Origin of the sequence: Corynebacterium lemuris, from assembly GCF_024919295.1 — a bacterium.
Taxonomy (GTDB): Bacteria; Actinomycetota; Actinomycetes; order Mycobacteriales; family Mycobacteriaceae; genus Corynebacterium; species Corynebacterium lemuris.
Map to the genome: position 1 here is coordinate 207,905 of NZ_JANWTC010000001.1, position 19,364 is coordinate 227,268.

General features: G+C 64.4%; 20 protein-coding genes and 4 tRNA genes. 15 read left to right on the plus strand and 9 right to left on the minus strand.

Features of this window, described 5'->3' with window-relative positions:
• Positions 1 to 5: 5 nt before the first annotated feature.
• Positions 6 to 1,172, minus strand: coding sequence for a molybdopterin molybdotransferase MoeA (locus NYP18_RS01015; protein ID WP_259426275.1), 1,167 nt, complete (start codon positions 1,170 to 1,172; stop codon positions 6 to 8).
• Between the two features lie 39 nt (positions 1,173 to 1,211).
• Between NYP18_RS01015 and NYP18_RS01020 the strand changes: the two genes are divergently transcribed.
• Positions 1,212 to 1,463, plus strand: a complete 252-nt coding sequence (locus NYP18_RS01020; RefSeq protein ID WP_259426276.1) for a MoaD/ThiS family protein — start codon at positions 1,212 to 1,214, stop codon at positions 1,461 to 1,463.
• 6 nt (positions 1,464 to 1,469) lie between these two features.
• Here NYP18_RS01020 and NYP18_RS01025 read toward each other — a convergent pair whose 3' ends face one another.
• Both NYP18_RS01025 and NYP18_RS01030 read right to left on the minus strand, forming a co-directional pair.
• Positions 1,470 to 1,862: a phage holin family protein gene (locus NYP18_RS01025; protein ID WP_259426277.1), complete on the minus strand. Its 393-nt coding sequence runs from the start codon at positions 1,860 to 1,862 to the stop codon at positions 1,470 to 1,472.
• A 22-nt stretch (positions 1,863 to 1,884) separates the two neighbouring features.
• Positions 1,885 to 2,907 carry a pyridoxal phosphate-dependent aminotransferase gene (locus tag NYP18_RS01030; RefSeq protein ID WP_259426278.1) on the minus strand — a complete coding sequence of 341 codons (1,023 nt, stop codon included), beginning with the start codon at positions 2,905 to 2,907 and terminating at the stop codon, positions 1,885 to 1,887.
• 95 nt (positions 2,908 to 3,002) lie between these two features.
• On the opposite strand from NYP18_RS01030, the gene NYP18_RS01035 reads away from it, so the two are divergent.
• The 6 genes from NYP18_RS01035 (at position 3,003) to NYP18_RS01060 (ending at position 7,484) form a co-directional block, all read left to right on the plus strand.
• A tRNA-Ser gene (locus tag NYP18_RS01035) sits at positions 3,003 to 3,091 on the plus strand.
• Between the two features lies 1 nt (position 3,092).
• A tRNA-Arg gene (locus NYP18_RS01040) sits at positions 3,093 to 3,168 on the plus strand.
• Positions 3,169 to 3,321: 153 nt separating this feature from the next.
• Positions 3,322 to 4,053, plus strand: a complete 732-nt coding sequence (locus NYP18_RS01045) for a VOC family protein (protein WP_259426279.1) — start codon at positions 3,322 to 3,324, stop codon at positions 4,051 to 4,053.
• Positions 4,054 to 4,143: 90 nt separating this feature from the next.
• Entirely contained in the window at positions 4,144 to 5,502 is a 1,359-nt protein-coding gene (mgtE, locus tag NYP18_RS01050) for a magnesium transporter (protein ID WP_259426280.1), read from the plus strand.
• A 223-nt stretch (positions 5,503 to 5,725) separates the two neighbouring features.
• A complete protein-coding gene (locus NYP18_RS01055; protein WP_259426281.1) occupies positions 5,726 to 7,330 on the plus strand; it encodes an SLC13 family permease in 1,605 nt (534 codons plus the stop codon).
• Between the two features lie 78 nt (positions 7,331 to 7,408).
• Positions 7,409 to 7,484, plus strand: a tRNA-Arg gene (locus tag NYP18_RS01060).
• 80 nt (positions 7,485 to 7,564) lie between these two features.
• Here NYP18_RS01060 and NYP18_RS01065 read toward each other — a convergent pair.
• The 3 genes from NYP18_RS01065 to NYP18_RS01075 form a co-directional block, all read right to left on the minus strand.
• The gene (locus NYP18_RS01065) at positions 7,565 to 8,950 is read right to left on the minus strand and encodes an MFS transporter (RefSeq protein ID WP_259426282.1); all 1,386 of its coding nucleotides are present in this window, start codon (positions 8,948 to 8,950) and stop codon (positions 7,565 to 7,567) included.
• 484 nt (positions 8,951 to 9,434) lie between these two features.
• The gene (locus NYP18_RS01070) at positions 9,435 to 9,824 is read right to left on the minus strand and encodes a riboflavin kinase (RefSeq protein WP_259426283.1); all 390 of its coding nucleotides are present in this window, start codon (positions 9,822 to 9,824) and stop codon (positions 9,435 to 9,437) included.
• A gap of 36 nt (positions 9,825 to 9,860) precedes the next feature.
• Positions 9,861 to 10,382, minus strand: coding sequence for a flavin reductase family protein (locus tag NYP18_RS01075; RefSeq protein ID WP_259426284.1), 522 nt, complete (start codon positions 10,380 to 10,382; stop codon positions 9,861 to 9,863).
• Positions 10,383 to 10,577: 195 nt separating this feature from the next.
• Here NYP18_RS01075 and NYP18_RS01080 point away from each other — a divergent pair, with 195 nt between their 5' ends.
• The 4 genes from NYP18_RS01080 to NYP18_RS01095 are packed head-to-tail and all read left to right on the plus strand — an operon-like array spanning position 10,578 to position 14,227.
• Positions 10,578 to 11,117, plus strand: a complete 540-nt coding sequence (locus NYP18_RS01080; RefSeq protein WP_259426285.1) for a cupin domain-containing protein — start codon at positions 10,578 to 10,580, stop codon at positions 11,115 to 11,117.
• A 51-nt stretch (positions 11,118 to 11,168) separates the two neighbouring features.
• Positions 11,169 to 12,410, plus strand: a complete 1,242-nt coding sequence (locus NYP18_RS01085; protein ID WP_259426287.1) for an acyl-CoA dehydrogenase family protein — start codon at positions 11,169 to 11,171, stop codon at positions 12,408 to 12,410.
• Positions 12,411 to 12,429: 19 nt separating this feature from the next.
• Positions 12,430 to 13,776 (plus strand): carboxylesterase family protein, encoded by a 1,347-nt coding sequence (locus NYP18_RS01090; RefSeq protein WP_259426288.1) that lies wholly within the window; start codon positions 12,430 to 12,432, stop codon positions 13,774 to 13,776.
• A gap of 49 nt (positions 13,777 to 13,825) precedes the next feature.
• Positions 13,826 to 14,227: a nuclear transport factor 2 family protein gene (locus NYP18_RS01095; protein WP_259426289.1), complete on the plus strand. Its 402-nt coding sequence runs from the start codon at positions 13,826 to 13,828 to the stop codon at positions 14,225 to 14,227.
• Between the two features lie 6 nt (positions 14,228 to 14,233).
• Here NYP18_RS01095 and NYP18_RS01100 read toward each other — a convergent pair whose 3' ends face one another.
• The 3 genes from NYP18_RS01100 to NYP18_RS01110 form a co-directional block, all read right to left on the minus strand.
• A complete protein-coding gene (locus NYP18_RS01100) occupies positions 14,234 to 15,100 on the minus strand; it encodes a PaaX family transcriptional regulator (protein ID WP_259426290.1) in 867 nt (288 codons plus the stop codon).
• Positions 15,101 to 15,134: 34 nt separating this feature from the next.
• Positions 15,135 to 16,490 carry a tannase/feruloyl esterase family alpha/beta hydrolase gene (locus NYP18_RS01105; RefSeq protein WP_439648033.1) on the minus strand — a complete coding sequence of 452 codons (1,356 nt, stop codon included), beginning with the start codon at positions 16,488 to 16,490 and terminating at the stop codon, positions 15,135 to 15,137.
• 395 nt (positions 16,491 to 16,885) lie between these two features.
• On the minus strand, positions 16,886 to 17,893 hold the full coding sequence (locus tag NYP18_RS01110; protein ID WP_259426291.1) for a prephenate dehydrogenase: 1,008 nt from the start codon (positions 17,891 to 17,893) through the stop codon (positions 16,886 to 16,888).
• Positions 17,894 to 17,930: 37 nt separating this feature from the next.
• Here NYP18_RS01110 and NYP18_RS01115 point away from each other — a divergent pair, with 37 nt between their 5' ends.
• The 4 genes from NYP18_RS01115 (at position 17,931) to NYP18_RS01130 (ending at position 19,337) form a co-directional block, all read left to right on the plus strand.
• Positions 17,931 to 18,428 carry a tRNA adenosine deaminase-associated protein gene (locus NYP18_RS01115; RefSeq protein WP_259426292.1) on the plus strand — a complete coding sequence of 166 codons (498 nt, stop codon included), beginning with the start codon at positions 17,931 to 17,933 and terminating at the stop codon, positions 18,426 to 18,428.
• The gene (locus NYP18_RS01120) at positions 18,394 to 18,903 is read left to right on the plus strand and encodes a nucleoside deaminase (protein WP_259426293.1); all 510 of its coding nucleotides are present in this window, start codon (positions 18,394 to 18,396) and stop codon (positions 18,901 to 18,903) included. The genes NYP18_RS01115 and NYP18_RS01120 overlap by 35 nt, the downstream gene beginning before the upstream one ends.
• A 73-nt stretch (positions 18,904 to 18,976) precedes the next feature.
• Positions 18,977 to 19,189 carry a CsbD family protein gene (locus NYP18_RS01125; RefSeq protein ID WP_259426294.1) on the plus strand — a complete coding sequence of 71 codons (213 nt, stop codon included), beginning with the start codon at positions 18,977 to 18,979 and terminating at the stop codon, positions 19,187 to 19,189.
• A gap of 60 nt (positions 19,190 to 19,249) precedes the next feature.
• Positions 19,250 to 19,337 (plus strand) — tRNA-Ser (locus NYP18_RS01130).
• Positions 19,338 to 19,364 lie beyond the last annotated feature (27 nt).

Sequence of the window (19,364 nt, forward strand, 5' to 3'; positions counted from 1 at the left end):
CCACCTTAGAGCGGGTGGACCTCGACGTGCTCGCCTGCGACCAGCCCACCCGGGGCGGGGACACGGATGAGGCAGTCCGCCGCCAGTGCCTGGACCAGCAGATGCGAACCGGCACCGCCGACAGGCTCGGCACCCTGTGTGGTGATCCGCCCGCGGAGGAACTGGTCGCGCGTGGGCAACCCCGCGGCGTCCCGGGCCAGCGGCAGCATCAGGGGCGACGGCGCGGTACCCAGCACGGGGGCGACGAAGAGCCGGAAACTGACCAGCGTGGAGACCGGGTTGCCCGGCAGACAGATCACCGGCACCCCCTGAAAAAGCGCCAGCCCCTGCGGGCCACCCGGCTGCTGGTCGACATGCCCGAACCAGCCCGCACCCTCCAGCACCCGGCGGACCACCTCGAATTTCCCCGCCGAGATCCCACCCGAGGTGATGATCGCCGTCGGCCGGTGCTCCGCGACGGCGACCGCGAGGTCCGCGCGCAGGCGCGCCGGGTCGTCATCGGTGTGCAGCCGAGCAACGACCTCAATGCCGGCACGCCCGCACAGGGCCTGCAGCATGGGGCCGTTGGCGTCGGGGATGTCAGCAGCCCCGGTGCCGCCGATCTCCGCGCCACCCGTGCAGATGAGCACCCGCGCCTGCTCGATGACCTCCACCACCGGCAGGTTCTGGCCGGCCAGGACCCCGACGGCGACGGGGCCGAGGGTCGCGCCGGCGGGCAGGAGGGTCTGGCCGGCGGAGATGTCGGAACCGGCCGGGCGGATGAACTGGCCCCGGGTGGGGACGGCCGCCACCCGGATCCGGGAGCCGGTCGCGGGGAAGGCGGGTGGCTCGCAGGCCTCGACGGGCACGACCGCTGCCGCGCCCTGCGGGACCTTCGCCCCGGTCATGATCGGCACGATCGCCGCACCGATGCCGGCCGGGTAGAGGGCGTCCGGATCAACGCCGGCCGCCAGCGTCTCCCCGACGGTGAATTCACCCGGGGCCTGCACCAGGTGCGCGGCGGACAGCGCGAAGCCGTCCATCTGGGAGTTGTCGAAACGCGGGGAGGGGTGCACGGCGGTGAGCTCACGGGCGAGGGTGCGCCCGGGGGCGTCGATAAGCGGGACGGTGACCACCCCGCGGGCCGGCACGAGCTCGCGGACGGCGGCCAGATGTTCTTCGGGGGAACGCATGGCTTACATGTTATCCCTGGTGATGGCATGCTGGGAGGTGTGGAAATTCATTATTTCGCGGCTGCCCGTGCGGCCGCGGGAGTCGAGAGGGAGAGCGTCCACGCCGCCACGCTCGGAGAGCTTCTCGACGACCGCGCGACCCACCACCAGGGAACCACCGACGCCGGCATGACCCTGGGGGAGATCTTCGAACGCTGCACCTTCCTCATCGACGGGAAAAACAGCGACCGCGACGCCCCCCTGGCGGGAGCGACGCGGGTCGACGTGCTGCCCCCCTTCGCCGGCGGCTGAGAACCCTCAGCCCTTCGTGCGCAGGCCCACCGTGCCGAGCACCAGGCCCAGCACCCACGTGGTGATACCCATGACCACTGCGCCGATCAGGGCCGCCACGAAGTCCTCGACCCGCAGACCGAGCCCCAGCTGCTCCGAGAGCCAGCCCGTGAGCAGGAAGAGCAGGGCGTTGATGACCAGCGCGAACAGTCCCAGGGTCAGCACCGTGATCGGCAGGCCCAGCAGCCGCAGGACCGGGCCCACCACCGCGTTGACCACGATGAACACCAACGCCACCCAGATGAACGCCCACGGGTCATCCGGCGGGGAGATGCTCACACCCGGGACGAAACGCGCAACCACGTACAGGGCGATGGCGGTGACGATGATGTTCAGGAGGAAACGGAGAATACCGGTCATGCCCCCATGGTCGCACGGCGGCTCAGAGACCGGCGGCCCGCCAGGCCGCCAGGAACTGATCCGCCTCATCCCCGGTGGTCACGGAGATCCGCAACCCCTCCGGGAAGGCGCGGGTGAGCACACCCTGCGCCGCGAGACGGTCCGCCATGTCCTTCGCGTCCACACCCGGCAGCCACACGAAATTGCCTTCGCTGTGGCGCGCACCGACGGCCTCGGCGACCCGGTCACGTTGCACGACGGTCTCCTCCGTGCGCTCCAGCAGCTCATCGGCGGCATCGAGGCTGGCCAGCGCGCCGGCCTGCGCCACCGAACTCACGCCGAAGGGGATGGCCATCTTGTCCAGGGCGGTGATCAGCTCCGGGGCGCCGAAGGCGTAGCCGATGCGCACCCCGGCCAGACCGTATGCCTTGGAGAAGGTCCGCAGGGCCACCACATTGGGGTAGCGGGTGATCGCCTCGGTGCCCACCACGGCGTCCTCGTCACGGTTGAACTCGAAGTAGGCCTCATCCAGGCCGACGGCCACATCCTCCGGCACCCGGGCCATGAAACCGTCGAACTCCTCCTGCGTGATCACCGTGCCCGAGGGGTTGTTCGGGCTGCACAGGAAGATCAGCCGGGTGCGTCCGGTGATCGCGGCGGCCATGGCATCCAGGTCGTGGCGGCCGTCGGCGAGCAGGGGGATCGCCACCGGCTCCGCGCCCACGATCTGGACGAAGATCGGGTATGCCTCGAAACTGCGCCACGGGAAGATGACCTCATCACCCTGGGTCGCGGTGATCTGCACCAGCTGCTGGCATAACGCCGAGGAACCGCAACCGACGGTCACCTGCCCGGCAGGCAGCTCCAGGTGCTCGGCCAACGCCTCCCTGAGATCGGTGGCGAACATGTCCGGATAACGGTTCGCTCCGGCAGCGGCTTCCGCCATGGCCGCCACGGCGGCCGGCAGCGGGGGAGTGGTCACCTCGTTCGAGGAGAGTTTCAGCGCATCCGGCTGACGGGTACCGGGGACGTAGGCGGGCATGTCGGCGAGGTCAGGGCGAATCATGACTCCGAAGTCTATAGCGGCACCCCGGTGGTTTGATCCGGGGGCGGGGGCCAGGTAGGATACCGGGAGTCTCGTCACTATCCCGTGACGGAACTGGAGACGTGCCAGAGTGGCCGAATGGGGCTCCCTGCTAAGGAGTTGCCTGCTTTACGGCGGGCCGGAGGTTCGAATCCTCTCGTCTCCGCGCGCCCGTAGCTCAACGGATAGAGCATCTGACTACGGATCAGAAGGTTGGGGGTTCGAATCCCTCCGGGCGCACCATGTGAAGACCGGTCATCCTGCACGGATGGCCGGTCTTCTGCGTTGTCGGGTGCGGTGGGGTCGAAAGTGCAGGTATATCCGGAGTCCCTGCACCGGGCGTAGAATTGTGGGCGTGGTCACGGCCAGCCGCCTACCCGGGAATGAGGAGAGCACATGTCTGACATCAAACACGGCGAACCCGCCTGGATGGACCTGTCCACCACCGACGTCGACGCCGCAGAGGTCTTCTACCGGGAGCTGCTGGGCTGGGAGTTCCTCCACGATGACCCGGAGCTGGGGGAGTACCGCATGGTGGAAAGGGGTGGCTACCCGGTTGGCGGGGCGATGAGTTCCGCCATGGGCACGGATGATGCAGCCGCCCCGGAGGAAACCGGTTGGACAGTCTTCCTCAAGGTCGACGACATCACCGAGGCCACCGCGAAAGTCGTCGAGGCCGGTGGACACGTGACGATGGCGCCGATGAAGATCTCCGACCTGGGCACCACCGCCATGATCACGGATCCGACCGGTGCCGCCCTCGGCCTGTGGGAACCGGCCGGTTTCGGGGGTTTCGCCACGGAATCCGGGCCGGGCATCCCGGTGTGGTTCGAGGTCATGACCACGGACTTCGACGCGGCAGTGGAGTTCTACGGAAAGGTGTTCGGCTGGCGGCTCAGAGATCTGGACGGCGATGTCCGTTACGCCACGACCCTGACCGCCGGGATCCGGGCAGGGACCCGCAGCCACTGGCGGATGTACGTGCAGGTGGTGGATGTGGACGCGGGCGTCGACAAGCTCCGGGAACTCGGTGGCGCGCTTCTCAGCGAGCCCGGTGACACCCCCTTCGGACGTGTCGCCGGGGTCGCCGATCCCCAGGGTGCGTCCTTCCAGCTCATCCAGCCCTGAAGGAATGGCCGCCCGCCAGGAAAAGGGCTAGCGTTGACCGACGGATGAGCCTGCTGTCCGGCGGGCGCCTGACCTCCGGGAGGTGGCATCATGAGCGACGTCGACGTGCTGGAACGCCTCGAACGTATCCTTCGTTCCGATGAGGACGTCCCTCCGGAACGCGCGGCTGAACTGGCCGTCATGCTCGATGAGCCACCGATCCAGGACGTCGTGCGCCTGGTCGAACGTTCCACCGCGACACGCGCTGCCGTGGTTCTGCGCCTGCTCTCACGCCGCCGCTCCATCGAGGTCTTCGACACCCTCGACGCCGCGCACCAGGCCGACCTCATTGACGCCCTGGGTGACCGTGCCGTCTACGAGTTCTTCGCCGAACTCGACCCCGACGACCGGGTCTCACTTCTCGACGAGCTGCCTGCCGAGATCGCCGAACGTTTCCTGCGCAACCTCGACGACTCCGAACGCGACATCACCGGCGTCGTCCTGGGCTACCCCAGAGGCTCCATCGGCCGGCGCATGTCGCCGGAGGTCCCGCACCTCTACGCGGACCTGACCATTGACGAGACACTGCAGGAACTGCGCCGGGTCGCCGATGACGTGGAGACCATCTACACCCTGCCGATCATCGCCCGCGACCACCGGCTGGTGGGGGTGACCTCCCTGCGCGACCTGTTCACCGCCGACGGTTCGGTGGAGGTGTCGGAGCTGATGGACAAACCCGTCTTCGCCGCCGCCCACGACGACGCGGAGGAGACCGCCCGCTGGTTCGTGCCCCTGGACATGCTCGCGATGCCGATCGTCGACGAGTCCGGCCGCCTGCTGGGCATGCTCACCTTCGATGACGCCGCCGACATCATCGAGGAAGCTGATTCCGAGGACACCGCCCGCTCCGGAGCCCATGAACCCCTGCAGCAGCCCTATCTGTCCACCCCGCTGCTGAAGATCGTGCGCTCGCGCATAGTGTGGCTGCTGGTGCTCGCGGTCTCGGCGCTGCTGACCGTCCAGGTGCTCGACACCTTCGAGGACACCCTCGCCGCGGCCGTCGTGCTCAGTCTCTTCATCCCGCTGCTCACCGGCACCGGCGGCAACACCGGCAACCAGGCCGCCACCACCGTCACCCGCGCACTGGCGCTCGGCGACGTCCGCCCACGCGATGTCGGCGCCGTCGCCTGGCGGGAGGTACGCGTCGGCATGCTGCTGGGGGCGTTGCTCGGCTCCCTGGGCTTCCTGCTGGCCACGCTCGTCTACGGCCTGGACATCGGCATCGTCATCGGCTCCACCCTCTTCGGGGTGTGCACCATGTCGGCGACGGTGGGCGGGATCATGCCGATCATCGCCAAGAAGGTCGGGGCGGACCCGGCGGTGTTCTCCAACCCGTTCATCTCCACGCTCTCGGATGCCACGGGCCTGATCATCTACTTCCTCATCGCCAAGGCCGTGCTCGGTCTGTAGGTTCCGGGCGTTGTCTGCCCCCGTATGAGGGCAATTTTCCGGGGTGGACGGCCAGGTTTCGCGTGACGGTGTTCGATTTGCGAACATGTGGCGTGCCGCACTTCCCGCGAGGGTGGTGGCCGCCGGCAAGCGCCGACGATCCGGGAGCCGGCCTCACCCCTGGGGCCGGACCCGGTATTTTTCGTTCGATCCGCCCCTTCATCAGAAAGCTGCTGTAACTGCAATGAGCACCCCCTCCTCCGATACTGAGACCACGGGAGCGGAGGTCCAGGTCAAGCCCGCCCCCGGTGAAAGCACCGAGGTCCGTGATCCGCGCGAGTGGCGCAGGCAGGCCACCGGCATCTTCGTCGGTCTGCTGCTTGCTGTCCTCGTCTACCTTTTCTTCCCCGCGGATGCCGCGGAGACCGTGCTCCAGTCCGCGGGCGCAGACCCCGAGACCGAGTACTCCCACCAGGCCATGCGCATCGTGGCCGCCACCACCATCCTCATGGGTGCCTGGTGGATGACCGAGGCGATCCCGCTGGCGGCGACCGCACTGCTGCCCATCGCCATCTTCCCCATCTCGCAGGTGGCCACCTTCGCCCAGATCGGTGCACCCTACGCCAGCGCGACGATCTTCCTCTTCCTCGGCGGTTTCCTCCTTGCCCTGGGTCTCCAGCGCTGGGATGTGCACCGCCGCATGGCCCTGGCCGTTGTCCTGGCCGTGGGAACCAGCCCCAAGCGGTTGATCCTCGGATTCATGATCGCCACCGGTTTCCTCTCCATGTGGGTGTCCAACACCGCCACCGCCGTGGTCATGCTCCCCATCGGGCTGTCCGTGCTGCACCTGACCGCAGACCTGGTCGGTGGCATGCGCAACCAGAAGAAGTTCGCCACCGGACTGATGCTGGCCATCGCCTACTCCGCCTCCATCGGCTCCCTGGGCACCCTCATCGGCACCCCGCCCAACGCTCTGCTGGCCGGTTACATGGAGGAGGCCCACGGCATCTCCATCGGATTCGGCCAGTGGATGATGGTCGGTGTCCCCGTGGCCGCCATCTTCACCGTTATTGCCTGGCTGGTGCTGATCACCGTCTTCAAACCGGAGATGGATGAGATCCCGGGCGGTCGCGAGCTCATCCGGCGGGAGATCGACAAGATGGGTTCCTGGACCCGCCCCCAGGTGATCGTGACGATCATCTTCGTGGCCGCCGCCCTGTCCTGGATCTTCGTTCCCCTGATCCTCGACTGGGTCGGCGCGGACATGACCTACGATGACGCCATCGTCGGCATCATCGCCGGGCTGCTCATGTTCACCATCCCGGCCGACAACAAGACCGGTGTGCGCATCCTGGACTGGAAGACCGCCAACGAACTGCCCTGGGATGTGCTGCTGCTCTTCGGTGGCGGCCTGTCGCTGTCGAGCATGTTCACCGCCACCGGCCTGTCCCTGTGGATCGGTGAGGTGGCCAAGGGACTTCAGGTCCTGCCGACCTTCCTGCTCATCGCCGCCGTCGCCCTGCTGGTGCTGGTGCTCACCGAGTTCACCTCCAACACCGCCACCGCCGCGACCTTCCTGCCCATCATGGGCGGCGTGGCCGTCGGTATCGGTCTGACCGGCGCCACCGAGATGAACGTGCTTCTCCTGACCATCCCGGTGGCCCTGTCGGCGACCTGTGCGTTCATGCTCCCCGTGGCGACCCCGCCGAACGCCATCGCCTTCGGTTCGGGTTACGTCAAGATCGGCGACATGATCAAGGGTGGCATCTGGCTCAACCTCATCGCGGTCGTGCTGATCACCCTGGCGACCTACTTCGTCGCGGTGCCGGTCTTCGGTCTCGTCATCTAAACAGGTCACTACCTGGCGATTTGTCTGCTGCAACGAGGGCACTGTAGTGTTAGTTCTCGTTGCACAGCAACAAGCCGGGCGCCCGTAGCTCAACGGATAGAGCATCTGACTACGGATCAGAAGGTTGGGGGTTCGAATCCCTCCGGGCGCACCATTTCGAAGGCCGGTCATCCTGAAACAGGATGACCGGCCTTCGGCCTTTGCCGGGGTGGCCTCAAGCGCGGCCGGTCCCGGTCAGGCAGGCAACGGCTTGCCCTTCGTCTCGGGAGCGAACCAGGTGGCGACGAGTACCAGCGCGCACAGGATGATCAGGTAGATATCGAACACCCTGGGAGCGCCGATGTCGTACAGCCATGTCTGGAGATAGGGGGAGGTCCCTCCGGTCAGGGCCGCAGCCACGGAATACGGGACTCCCATACCGATGGCCCTGATCCGGGTGGGGAACTGCTCAGGGAAGAAAGCCGGCATGATCGCGGTGGGTGCGGCGATGAGGACCATGCCTGCGAACATGAACACCGCCAGCCTCCAGAGTTCGCCTTCCCCACCAGTCAGCAGGAGCGTCAGCGGAATAGTGAGGACGATTCCCCCGAGCGCGAAGATATACCAGTTGGCCTTTCGCCCGACGCGGTCGGAGAACCAACCCCAGAAGGCCAGACAGGCGATGAAGAACAGGTTGGCCGCCGTGGCGATCCACATGACCGGACCGGGCGGCATGCCCAGGGCGCCGATGGCGAAGGCGGGCGCCTGAATCGCCCACACGTAGTATAGGACCGTTCCGGCTGCGGCTAGGGCCATGATCCTCAGGCAGGCATTGCGGTGTCGCCAGATCTCCCGCCAGAGCTGCCTGCCGCGTGGCGGTGTATCCACAGTATCGGCGGCGCTGCCATGCGGGTCATGCTTCTGCTCGAACATGGGGGTTTCATCCAGATTACGACGCAGGTAGAGCGCATAGACGCCGAGGAAACCACCGAGAATGAACGGGATTCTCCAGGCCCAGTCGGAGACAGCTTCCACCCCCAGCGCCGCTGTGAGGAGCGCTCCGAGCAGAGTTGCTGTGGTGACGCCGAGTGTGACGAAGACGAAGACTGTAGAGGACCATCGACCACGCTTGTCAGCCGGCGCCATTTCGGTCACGTAGGTGAACGAGGAGACGACTTCTCCCCCGTGGCCGAGCCCCTGCAGCAGCCTGCCGGCCAGAAGGAAAGCGGCGGCGAATGCACCGACGAACTCATAGGTGGGCGAGATGCCGATCACCATGCTGCCCAGAGCCGTGATGATCATGGCGAGGGTCATTGCACCCCGTCGGCCCCTGCGGTCGGCCAACCAGCCGAAGAACAACCCGCCCAGGGGCCTCATGAGAAAGCCCGCCGCGAAGACCGCGAAGGTGCCCAGCAAAGCTGTGGTGGGGTTCTCCGCGACGAAGAATTGGCCCGCGAAATACGCCGCGAAGATGGTGTAGGAGGTCCAGTCGAACCATTCCAGGGCATTACCGATTCCGACTCCCTGGATGACCCGGAGTTTCTCCCTCCTGGTCATGGTGGGGGGAGCGGTTGCTGAGGTGCTGTCGGCCAGGTGCGGCCTGAGCCCTTCCCGCTGGTCCTGATTTGTTGTAGTTGTCATTGTTCCTCACGTGGAATTGGGGGATTGAGGGGGCCTGGCAGTACGGGAAAAGGTGAGGGCTCCCGGGAGCCTGCCTGCCTGTGTGTATGTCTGCGGAGCAACGGGCGTTGCCTGGACGAGTCGGAGAAGAGGGAACAGCCCATCCCTCATCTGTGACCGGGTCGCATTCTCCGGCTCTGCTGTGACATGAGCAACAGAATGGCACAGTTTGGAGGAAATGTATACCCCTATCTACACGATCGTTGATATATCGCCAGATCAGGGAGTGGAAAAAGATCTTTCAAGAATCGGTCGTACGGATTTTGCAATGAAATTTTAGGCGGGAGTGGTTCGGGTCGACATCTTTGAGGCGAGGGGGCTGCCCTGTTTGCCATGCAGGTGGTTCTGTGGGGGGTCAGAAAAAGGGGGCGACAGGTCATGATTGACCATGTCGCCCCCTTTTGCCCTGGAGCGGTGGAGTTGATGTGCGAGGAGGGCTGTGGAGTCAGTGGGAGACCAGTAGTTGTCGGGTTCTGTCAGCGTCAGAGTTCATGGCGAGGATCAGTTCTTCGGGGGAGGGGAATGCGAGCTGCTCCCGGAGGAACCTGCGGAGACTGATTTTCAGGGTTGTCCCGTAGAGGTCCCCGGAAAAGTCATGGAGAAACGCTTCGAGGAGAAGTTCCCCGTGTTCGCCGTAGAACGTTGGGCGTCGGCCGATGGAGATGGTGGCCATCCAGCGTGTCTCGTCCTGGCAGGTGGCCACGCCTGCCCATACCCCTTCCATCTGGAGGGCCTGAGGGATCAGCCGGGCCGGGAGTGCGATGTTGGCGGTGGGGAAGCCCAGCTGCCTACCCAGTTGATTCCCAGGGATCACAATGCCTTCGATGGTTTCCATTTCTGCTCCTGTAAATCTTCAGTCTGGCCCGGGGGGTCAGGCCGGGTGGGTGAACTGGGACCGGTGGAACACCAGTGGCTGCTTGTCTTCATTCAGGTGCAGGTCATGCACCCTGAAAACCACGATGTAATGGTCCCCGGCTTCGTGAACGGCGAATACGGAGCAGTCGAACCAGGCGGTTGACCCCTCAATCTCCACTGCGCCTGCCTGGGTTGTGCGGGTGGAGACTGAACTGAACCGGATATCCCGATTTCTACTTGCCAGCTGCCGACAGGCTGCGGAGTGCTCCTGGCTGAGCACGGATACTCCGATGCGGTCCGCGGATGCTATCACGGGCCAGGTGGTGGAGGATTTTTGTGCGGAAAAGAGCACGAGCGGCGGGTCCAGCGAGACTCCGACTGAAAAGGATGATGCCACCATGACTTCCGGAGAGCCCTGGACGTCTGCGGCGATAGCGGCGATCCCGGAGGGGAAGTGGCCAAAGGCCTTCCGAAGCTTCTGGGGATCGATTGTCGCAGGTGCTTCCTGCCTGGTGATGAGGGAGAGTGAGGTGGTCATCGGAGATCCTTTCAACAGGGTGGGGTGATTGTGACCTGGACGACAGAGTGCCACATGTTGGGCCGTTTGTATAGCCCTAATCTGACGACCGTTAAAACTTAGATATCTATTTCACTGTAAACTATTGCTAAAAGTAGTCGGCCGTTGTATCTTTGGTATCTATGCCAGTGATATCAATCACCAAGGAGGAAGATCATGGCACACACCACGACCAGTCCCTACCCCGCTAAGCCGAGCAATGAGCCCATGGAACGCGTCTATGCGATCCGTAAAGAGGAGCGGGAGAACTGGTGGTTCCTTGGGGACCTGATCCAGCCGATCGTGACCTCGGAGATGTCCCACGGAAAATTCATGCTGACCCAGACCCACGCCAAGCCCGGATCGAAACCCCCGCTGCATGAGCACGCGGACGAGGACGAGATCCTGTACATCCTCGAGGGGGAAGTCACCTTCTGGATTGCCGGGCGAGAGATGGTCCTCGGCGCCGGAGATTGCATGTTCATGCCCCGCGATGTGCCGCACATCTTCCAGGCCTCAACGGAGGTGGAGACCAGGTGGCTGAATCTGAGCGCTCCCGGTGGGCTGGAGAATTTCTTCCGCGAAGTGGCGGTTCCGGCCGACTACCCCGCTCCTCAGCGCGATTTTGTCGTCGACAGCGATACGGAGGAGCGCCTGCTCAGTGCTGCCAAGAAGCATGGGATCACGATGCTTGAGGCTGATCCTGCCACTACCTGACTCTCATCTCTGCTTCATACCCAACCCTTTTCACATCCCCAGGAGAAAACCATGATCAAGACCATGGAAAACACGGCTAACCCCCTTCGTCAGAGTCGGCCGCCGGCCCAGGAAGTCACAGACGCAATCATCGACAAGGTCCACGAAATCGGGCCGCTGCTGCAGAAGAATGCCGTCATTGCTGATCAGAATCGGGTGCAGACCGATGAGACGATCGAAGCTCTCCGGTCCATCGGTGCGCTGAGCCTGACCACCATGAAGAAATACGGTGGTTATGAAGGTGGGGCAAGCATGGTCCTCGATGTCTGCCGGACAATCAGCTACTATGATCCCGCCGCCGCCTGGTGCGCAGTAATCTCCAATGGCTCGGTGATGCTGGCCAACCGCCTCCCCTACACTCTGCTTGATGAGGTCTTTGCCGACGGCGCTGTACCCATGGCCTCGATCTTCGCCAGCCCTCAAGGCGTCGCAAAACGTGACGGGGAAGGCTGGCTGATTGAAGGTAGCTGGCCCTTTTCGTCAAACGTCACCCACTCTGAGTGGGCCCTGGGCATCCTGTATCTCCATGATGACTCCGATCCTTCCTACAACCCCGATAACCCGCCACTCGGATTCGTGATGATGAAGCGCGGCGAGTACCAGGTGGAGGACACCTGGTACACCATCGGTATGCGCGGTACCGGGTCAAACACCATGCAGACTAAGGATCTGTGGGTTGAGGACCACCGCGTCATCACCTTCGAACGGCTCATGGGGCAGGGCTTTGAAACGCAGGCTGAAGAGACTTTCGCCCGCCGACTGACCCCGCACCTGACGATGTCGACCACCATCCAGTCTGCATCGGTGGGTGCTTCCTATGCGGCACTTGATTATGTCGCGGACCGGGCCGGAAAACGCGGAATTACCTACACGAATTACAGGAAGGCCTCTGATTCGGGGGCGTTCGTGCAGAACCTGGGCCATGCAGGAGCCGCCATCGACTCAGCGCTGCTGATGCTGAAGGAATCGGCCCGCCGAATCGACGAGGCGGCATCGGGGGACCACCCGATGCCCCTCAATGAACGCGCACGACACCGTGGTGCAATCGGCAACGCAGGCAGAGTAATGGTCGATGCTGTCAATGAACTCTGCTGGCTCCACGGAACCGCATCATTCGGTGAAAGCAGCCTGCTGGGGAGGATGTGGCGTGACGTCAATACCGGAACCCGGCACGCATCCATTACGGCTCCGATGGGTCATGAGCTCCACGGAAATGTCTTGACGGACACCCCCTTCATCTCCACCAAGCTCTGACCCAGGAGTAAAAGAGACCATGAGACACCTCGGCCACGATGCCCGGCCCAACGTCAGCCAACGTACGGACGGAGCAGTCATCGACGGTTGGTTCGGCCTCCGCTATGCTGTCGCCCCTCATCGATTCGCTGTTGCCCAGCCGGGTGCGGGCAGGCTGCCTGTGCAGAGGTTGGCCGAAGTGCCGGTCTTTCCGCAGAACACCAGTCGACTTTCTTCAGTCATGGGTGAAGGACATCCGAACCCCCGGTCGGAGGACGCGTACTTCCTCAACATCTGGGCCCCCCGGAACGCTGTAGACCTCCCCGTGCTCTTCTTCATCCATGGTGGCGCATGGACGAGCGGCGGCGGATCCAACGAGTGGTACGACGGCGCCCGGCTGGCGGCGCGCGGCGCCGTGGTGGTCACCGTCAATTACCGGATTGGGCCGATCGGACACCTCGGCCCGGGGGAGGACCTCCGCCTGCCGCTGCCGGTGGAAGACCTTCTGCTGGCCCTGCGTTGGGTAAGGGATCATGTGGATGACTTCGGTGGTGACCCGGAGTCCATCACGGTGGCGGGCCAGTCAGCCGGGGGCTGGTACAGCCACCTGCTATCTACGCTTCCCGAGACCCGGGGACTGTTTCACCGGGCCGCACACCTGAGCATGGGGGTGAGAAGCCCCTGGACGCCTGCGAAGCAGCGGCGGATCAACGAACTTGTCACCGGAGAGATCGCACCTGAGACGATGGGGCGGGTTTCTGTCGAGCAGTTGTTGGCGACCGGGCAGTCGTCCCTGTCCCGGGATGCGGCACCACCGAGGTTGTCCTATGCGCCCTCCGGCTATCTTCCGGTCAGTACCCCGGAGCTGCCAGGCCACCTGCTTACCCCGGAGGAGATCGCCGGGCAGGTGCATGTCGAACGCGTTCTGGTGAGATGGGCATCTCATGAGACCGCCACCTTCTTCCACAATTCACCTGCCCACGTGGCATCCGATCAAGAGACGGTGGACCGGGAATTGGGATCCTGGCCTGTGCATGACCTTCCGGAACAGTTGGTCTCCGGAGGCCGGTACTCCGGGGAAGGGTCAGGTCTGAGCCCTTACCAGCAGGTGGTGGCGGCCTCCTCCTGGGCCCAGTTCCAGCGATTTCCTCATGAACTCTCCCGGGAACTGGAGAAGAGGGGAGTGGTGACCGAGCGGCATGTTTTCACCCGCGAGAGCAACCAGGACCATGTCCATGCAGGACACTGTTATGACCTGCCCTACCAGTTCGGAACGTGGGGTGCCTGGGGCGACGCTCCCATGATGCAGGGCATCGACCGTGACACTTTCGAGTATGAGGCCGATATCCTGATGGAGCAGCTGATGCGTTTCGCCGTGGAGCCCTGAGGCCTGTCCATCTGTGACGTCCCCGCCCCCAATGAGAAGAGGAACCTCCATGTCCCGGCAATCAGATTCGGGTAGCGCCCGCGATGCACTGGTGGATCTGGAGCAGCGGCGTTACCGCATGCTCCTGGAGCAGGATTTTTCCGCCTATGCTGCTCTCTGCCATCCTGACCTTGTTTTTCTGCATGCCACGGGCGACAGGGAGAGCCTGGACTCTTTCATCCGGAAGAACAGCTCAGGTGGGTTCCGTTATCTTTCCGCCCACCACCCCGTCGACACAGTGACCCTTGTGGGGGGCACTGCAGTGGTTGTCGGAGATCTCGCCGCGGAGCTGCTCGTCGGCGAGGAACCGGTCCACCTGAACAACCGGGTCCTCGCCACCTGGGTCCGTGGTGGAGATGACGGATGGCTGTTGCTGGCCCACATGGCTGTGCCCCTACCGGGGAATCATTGATCCGCTTCATCTGGCACTTCGCTGCATGAAGCTCTCGGACAGCGGCCCTGCTGCATCGTGGAGGGTGTGGAAAACCTGCCTGGCCTGACTTCCAGCCCAGTTCTCGGGCAGCAGTTCGGGGGACAGCCCCGGATCCAGGTAAGGCAATCTGCGCCAGTGCGTGATCATGGGCACATAGGTCTGGAAGGCCCTTCTGAGCGTGTCCAGATCTGTTGAGGTGTTGGTTTTCCACTCGGCGGCAAGAGGTTCGTAGGCGTCGAGAAACTCCCGGTAGTGGCCCTCCAGCTCCTCCAGGTCCCACCATTCGGCCACTTTTTTTCGCAGATCACTTGGTTGCAGCAGGGTTGAGGAGAAGAAATCCACGAACTCTGACAACCCGTGCTGGGTCATGTAGTCGGCGGCCTCGTGCCGCAGATGCAGAGGGGCGATGAACAGGCCAGCGGCCACAGTGCCGAAACCCATGCGGATGAGCCCGGTGCGGATGGTGTTCCGGTGTTTCCGTTGTGTTTCGGGGACGGTGTATGAGACGAGCAGCCACGGTTCATGGACATCCTGTGTCTTCGGAAAGAAGATGCGCTGGTCCCCCTCCACGAGGTGCTTTTCCAGTTCCGCAGCCAGTGCGTATCCATGATCACCACCGTCGGTGTCCGGGACCAGGACCCCCTTCTTCTTCAACCGGGATACGGAGGAGCGCACACTCGCGGGGTCCAGGTCCAGGTCGGACATCAGATCCACGACCTGGGAGATCGGGATGGATTTTCCCGCAGGCCGGGCGTACAGGCCGAACAGTGTGATGAGGAAGCGGTGGTGCGCCGCCTGACTGTGCTGGCCGGGGACACGCCCGGAAATAAACTCATCAAATGCCGTGGTCACATTGATCAGAGTAGCAACCGCCCTCCCCCAGGGGTCAGGGCTCCCGTTGACTTTCAGGAAACGGAGGGCCGGTGCAGGACTCCTGTCCATAGGGATGCGCCACCGCAGTGTCGGCCACGGAATTGCCCGGCGTGAAATGCAGCAGCTCCAAGGAAGCCGGGGCGATTCCGTTCTCCACCCAGTTCATCAGTGCGATCATCCCGGTCGCCAAGTCCGTGCCGTAGCTCTTGGTTGCGGTGGGGAATCCGTGCCCGTCCCCGTGACAGAGGAAGAACCGGGCAAACTTACTGGTTGCGGTGTATCCCCCCATCTGCCGGAGAACCCGGTCAAAATAGTGGCAGGTGCCCTGTGAGAAAACAACCTGGTCGTCGGTGCCATGTGTGATCAGCAGCTTCGCCCCGGCGTCCCGGAATGCACTCAGGTCAGGATCATCGACTGCGGCACGGGAAAATTTCTCGACCCCCATTGCGAAAAGATGCGCGTACTCATCGAAGGTCAGGTTCGTCCAGTCCCAGTCCGGATCACGCAGGAGCCAGGTGCGGAACCACGAGTGGGCGACGGGGAAGGGCTCCGGGGTCAGATTTCCCTCGGTATCCTCCGAGGTGCGGCACAGACCCCCTGCGGAACCTGACCAGCCCCATGACTCCACCCCGGGGCGGAGTCCGAACCACAGCTGTTGTCCGTCGGCGGAACGGGGACCGTCCCAGATCATCTTCATGACCACGGCATCCAACTCCGTGATCACACCGTGGCCGGTGTCCTGGCCGATGATCTGATGAGGATCAAAATCATGCGGCCTGGTGCTGGTGATGAACGGTTCTGTCCGGTAGTGAGTCCGGTTGTAGTCCGCCACAGCGGCTTGTCGGAAGGCCTCAAGTTTGGCCGGTGGCAGGGGGTTGCCCAGTTCCTTCATCACCAGGGACGGCCACAGCTCAGCGGGGATGGTGCGGGTCCAGTTGATGGCGGGTACATCGGACCAGATTCCGTTGTAGTCGGAAGGGTGATGGATGGCTGAGGCCATCGCCTGGCGACCCCCGCCGGATCCGCCCTGGAAATAAGAGAATTGTGGTGCTGTGCCCTGGATCGCCGTGGTGACTGCCTTGCCGATCAGCGTCATTTCATGGGTACTCCGGTGAACCCAGTTGTCCACGAGATCCTCATCGATCTCTTTTGTCCGTTCGTTCAGCTGCCAGTCAGAGAATCGGGGGTCGGCGCCGACGGCGCCATCCGTGCTGGCTGCGGCGAAACCATTGCGCACCGCTGTGGCCAGGGTGACTATGCGCAGACTATTTTCCGGCACAAACCCCGCAGTGAGCCTGTTGCCTATCCCCGCGGTGCCCAGGAAGCGGTGATTCCACACCAGCGGCACCCATACCCGGACTGTGGCCACGTGTCCTCCACTGCCGGTGAAGTGAACCACCACATCGCAGTAGTCTGGGAGATCCTCCTCGACGAAGGCCAGGCGAATGCCGCTGGCAGGAACCTCCAGCCGCCCCGACCGGTTTATCCGGACCGATGCAAGAGAGGCTCCGGGAATTTCCGCCAGTGCTTCCCTGACTGTCTCAGGGGTGCACCGTTGCATGACGGCGGCATCGGGTTCGCGCGGGGGGATTGTCACCCACCGGTTCCGGGAGATACGTGCGATCCTCATCTTGTCCCCTTTTCTCCGATGTACAGCCTGTGCCGAGCTCACGGCGTCAGCAACAAAACAGTGCTGTCCACAGGCTTTCGGGTGAAACCGGTCTCCACCTTAGCCACCATGTGAGCGTCGCGGGGGAAACCTGCTCAGAAGATCTCGATCCGCCCGCCGAGGGCCTCAGCCTGCTCGAGCTGACCGACCCAGCCGGGGGCACCGGGACTGAGCCGCAGGAGCGGGCGGGAGGTGATCTTCACGGGGGAGACCGACTCGCCGCGGGCACCGTGGCGGGCATCGAAACGCACGCGGGCGGAGTAACCGGCCTCGGTGAGGGCGGAGATGTCGGGGTTGTCCTGCGTGAGGGAGGCGCGGGCGTCGTGAAGCAGTTCGAGGGCCTCATCGAGGGCGGTGACCACGGCTGGAGCATTGGTCTCGCACATGGCCTGCACCAGGGCGGGGTGGGTGCCGGCGACGCGGGTGGAGTCGCGGAAGCTGCCGGCCGCCAGCGACTGGGCCAGCGCCCCGCCGTTGTCCCCGACGATGGCGAGGGTCTCGGCGAAGACGTGCACGAGGTGGGAGATCCGGGCGACGGCGGCGTCATGCCGGTCGACGCGGGAGGGGATGGCGTCGGCGCCCACGGCGAGGATCATGCGGACCACGTCGGTCCACAGGGCGATCCAGCGGAGTGAGGCCCCGGGGGCGTGGTCGTAGGTGATCACCCAGGCGGCACGGGTGAACATGCCGGTGCGGGAGGCCTCCCAACCGGATTCGGCGGTGCCGGCCATGGGGTGGCCGCCGACGTAGCGGTCCTGCAGGTCGCGTTCCCTGACCAGGTTGTACACCTCGGCCTTGACGGAGACGACATCGGTGATGCCGCAGGAGGGGGCGTGCCCGATGATGGCGTCGAGAAGCGCCGGGATGGCGGGCATCGGCGTGGCCAGGACGATCAGCGCCCCGTCCCGCTCCGCGCGCTGGAGCGTGGCGGTGAGGTCGATGGAGACGTCGAAGCCGGCGTCGTGCGCGGCGCGGGCGGCATCGGTGGAGCGGTTGTAGCCGTAGACGTGGACTTCCCGGGCGGCGAGGTCGCGCATGAGGGAGCCGCCGATGAGGCCGAGGCCGAGGATGCAGATGGGTCGGGAAAGGTTTGTCGAGGTCACCTGACAAGTGTGGCACAAGCAGACTAATCTCACCGGTATGGAACACGAGGAGTACGGCCAGAGTTTCGCCGTCACGGTCACCCGCACGGAGGGTGAGTGGGTGGTGCGTGCCTTCGACGATGACTTCTCCTCGTTGGACACCTCCGTCAACGCGGTCCGTGCGCTGCGCAGCGAGGGGCCGGCCTTCGCGCTGCTGTGCGTCGATGACGACTATTTCGTCATCATCCGGCCCACCCCCAATGGGGTGCAGGCGCTGCTGTCTGACGCGACGATGGCGGTGGACGATGAATTCGCCGCCTCCGTCCTGACGGAACTGGACGCGGAGATCCCCGACTTGGACCCGGACGAGCTCGATGAGGTCGACGGTTGGGCGGACGGCGACTTCGAACTGCTCGCCGACCTGGGGCTCAGCGACGAGGTACTCGGCGTCATCGTGGACGACACGGAGACGTGGCCCTCAGAACAGCTAGTGCGCATCGCGGAGGAGCTGGGCTTCGCGGATGAGTTCATGGCTGCGGTGGGGATCGAGGATTAGCGTTCTACCCCGCGAGGAAGGTCTGGTGCGTGCCGAGCACCTCATGCGGCGTGCCCTCGAGATCGCACGCGCCACCCCGGCGGGGGATGTCCCGGTGGGGGCAGTGCTCTTCGGTCCTGACGGGTGTGAACTGGCCACCGGCACGAACCGGCGGGAGGCCGACCGGGATCCCACCGCGCACGCGGAGATGCTGGCGATCCGCCGGGGCGTGGGAAAGCACGGGGACTCCTGGCGGCTGACGGGTTGCACCCTGGTGGTCACCCTCGAACCGTGCACGATGTGCGCGGGCGCAGTGCTCGGCGCGCGGGTCGGGGAGCTGATCTTCGGTGCCTTCGAACCGAAGACGGGCGCCTGCGGCTCGCTTATCGACGCCGTCCGTGCCCCCGGCCAGCTCCACCGCCCCGCGGTGCGCGCCGGGGTGCTGGAGGCGGAGTGCGCCGGGCTGCTGGAAGATTTCTTCGGATCGTTACGTTGACGTTATGCGCGTCTGCCGATGTGTCATTAGCGTGGAGGAACGAACACCGATCCGAAGAAAGCGAGTGAACACCATGGGTACATTCGAGAACAAGGCGGAGGACCTCGGCGGCAAGGCCAAGGAAGGCTTCGGCAAGGCCACAGACAACGAGAGCCTCGAGGCCGAGGGCAAGGCCGACCAGACCAAGGCCGACATCAAGGAGGCCGCGAACAAGGCCGGCGACAAGATCAAGGAGACCGGCGACAAGATCCTCGGTTCCTTCCAGGACGACGACAAGCGCCGCTGATTTGGCCCGTCCGGACACCCTCCGTTAGTCTTGGACCTTGGTCGAGTATCGGCCTGACCAGGTGGCGTGTCCGAGCGGCCGAAGGTGATCGCCTCGAAAGCGATTGTTGGGTAACCCCCAACCGAGGGTTCAAATCCCTCCGCCACCGCAGCTGAAGGGCCCCGGTGCGCAGTGA

Coding starts and splice junctions, on each gene's coding strand:
- NYP18_RS01015 (WP_259426275.1), bottom strand. CDS start 1,172: ATGCGTTCCCCCGAAGAACATCTGGCCGCCGTCCGCGAGCTCGTGCCG.
- NYP18_RS01025 (WP_259426277.1), bottom strand. CDS start 1,862: ATGACCGGTATTCTCCGTTTCCTCCTGAACATCATCGTCACCGCCATC.
- NYP18_RS01030 (WP_259426278.1), bottom strand. CDS start 2,907: ATGATTCGCCCTGACCTCGCCGACATGCCCGCCTACGTCCCCGGTACC.
- NYP18_RS01045 (WP_259426279.1), top strand. CDS start 3,322: ATGTCTGACATCAAACACGGCGAACCCGCCTGGATGGACCTGTCCACC.
- mgtE (WP_259426280.1), top strand. CDS start 4,144: ATGAGCGACGTCGACGTGCTGGAACGCCTCGAACGTATCCTTCGTTCC.
- NYP18_RS01055 (WP_259426281.1), top strand. CDS start 5,726: ATGAGCACCCCCTCCTCCGATACTGAGACCACGGGAGCGGAGGTCCAG.
- NYP18_RS01065 (WP_259426282.1), bottom strand. CDS start 8,950: ATGACAACTACAACAAATCAGGACCAGCGGGAAGGGCTCAGGCCGCAC.
- NYP18_RS01070 (WP_259426283.1), bottom strand. CDS start 9,824: ATGGAAACCATCGAAGGCATTGTGATCCCTGGGAATCAACTGGGTAGG.
- NYP18_RS01075 (WP_259426284.1), bottom strand. CDS start 10,382: ATGACCACCTCACTCTCCCTCATCACCAGGCAGGAAGCACCTGCGACA.
- NYP18_RS01080 (WP_259426285.1), top strand. CDS start 10,578: ATGGCACACACCACGACCAGTCCCTACCCCGCTAAGCCGAGCAATGAG.
- NYP18_RS01085 (WP_259426287.1), top strand. CDS start 11,169: ATGATCAAGACCATGGAAAACACGGCTAACCCCCTTCGTCAGAGTCGG.
- NYP18_RS01090 (WP_259426288.1), top strand. CDS start 12,430: ATGAGACACCTCGGCCACGATGCCCGGCCCAACGTCAGCCAACGTACG.
- NYP18_RS01095 (WP_259426289.1), top strand. CDS start 13,826: ATGTCCCGGCAATCAGATTCGGGTAGCGCCCGCGATGCACTGGTGGAT.
- NYP18_RS01115 (WP_259426292.1), top strand. CDS start 17,931: ATGGAACACGAGGAGTACGGCCAGAGTTTCGCCGTCACGGTCACCCGC.
- NYP18_RS01120 (WP_259426293.1), top strand. CDS start 18,394: ATGAGTTCATGGCTGCGGTGGGGATCGAGGATTAGCGTTCTACCCCGC.
- NYP18_RS01125 (WP_259426294.1), top strand. CDS start 18,977: ATGGGTACATTCGAGAACAAGGCGGAGGACCTCGGCGGCAAGGCCAAG.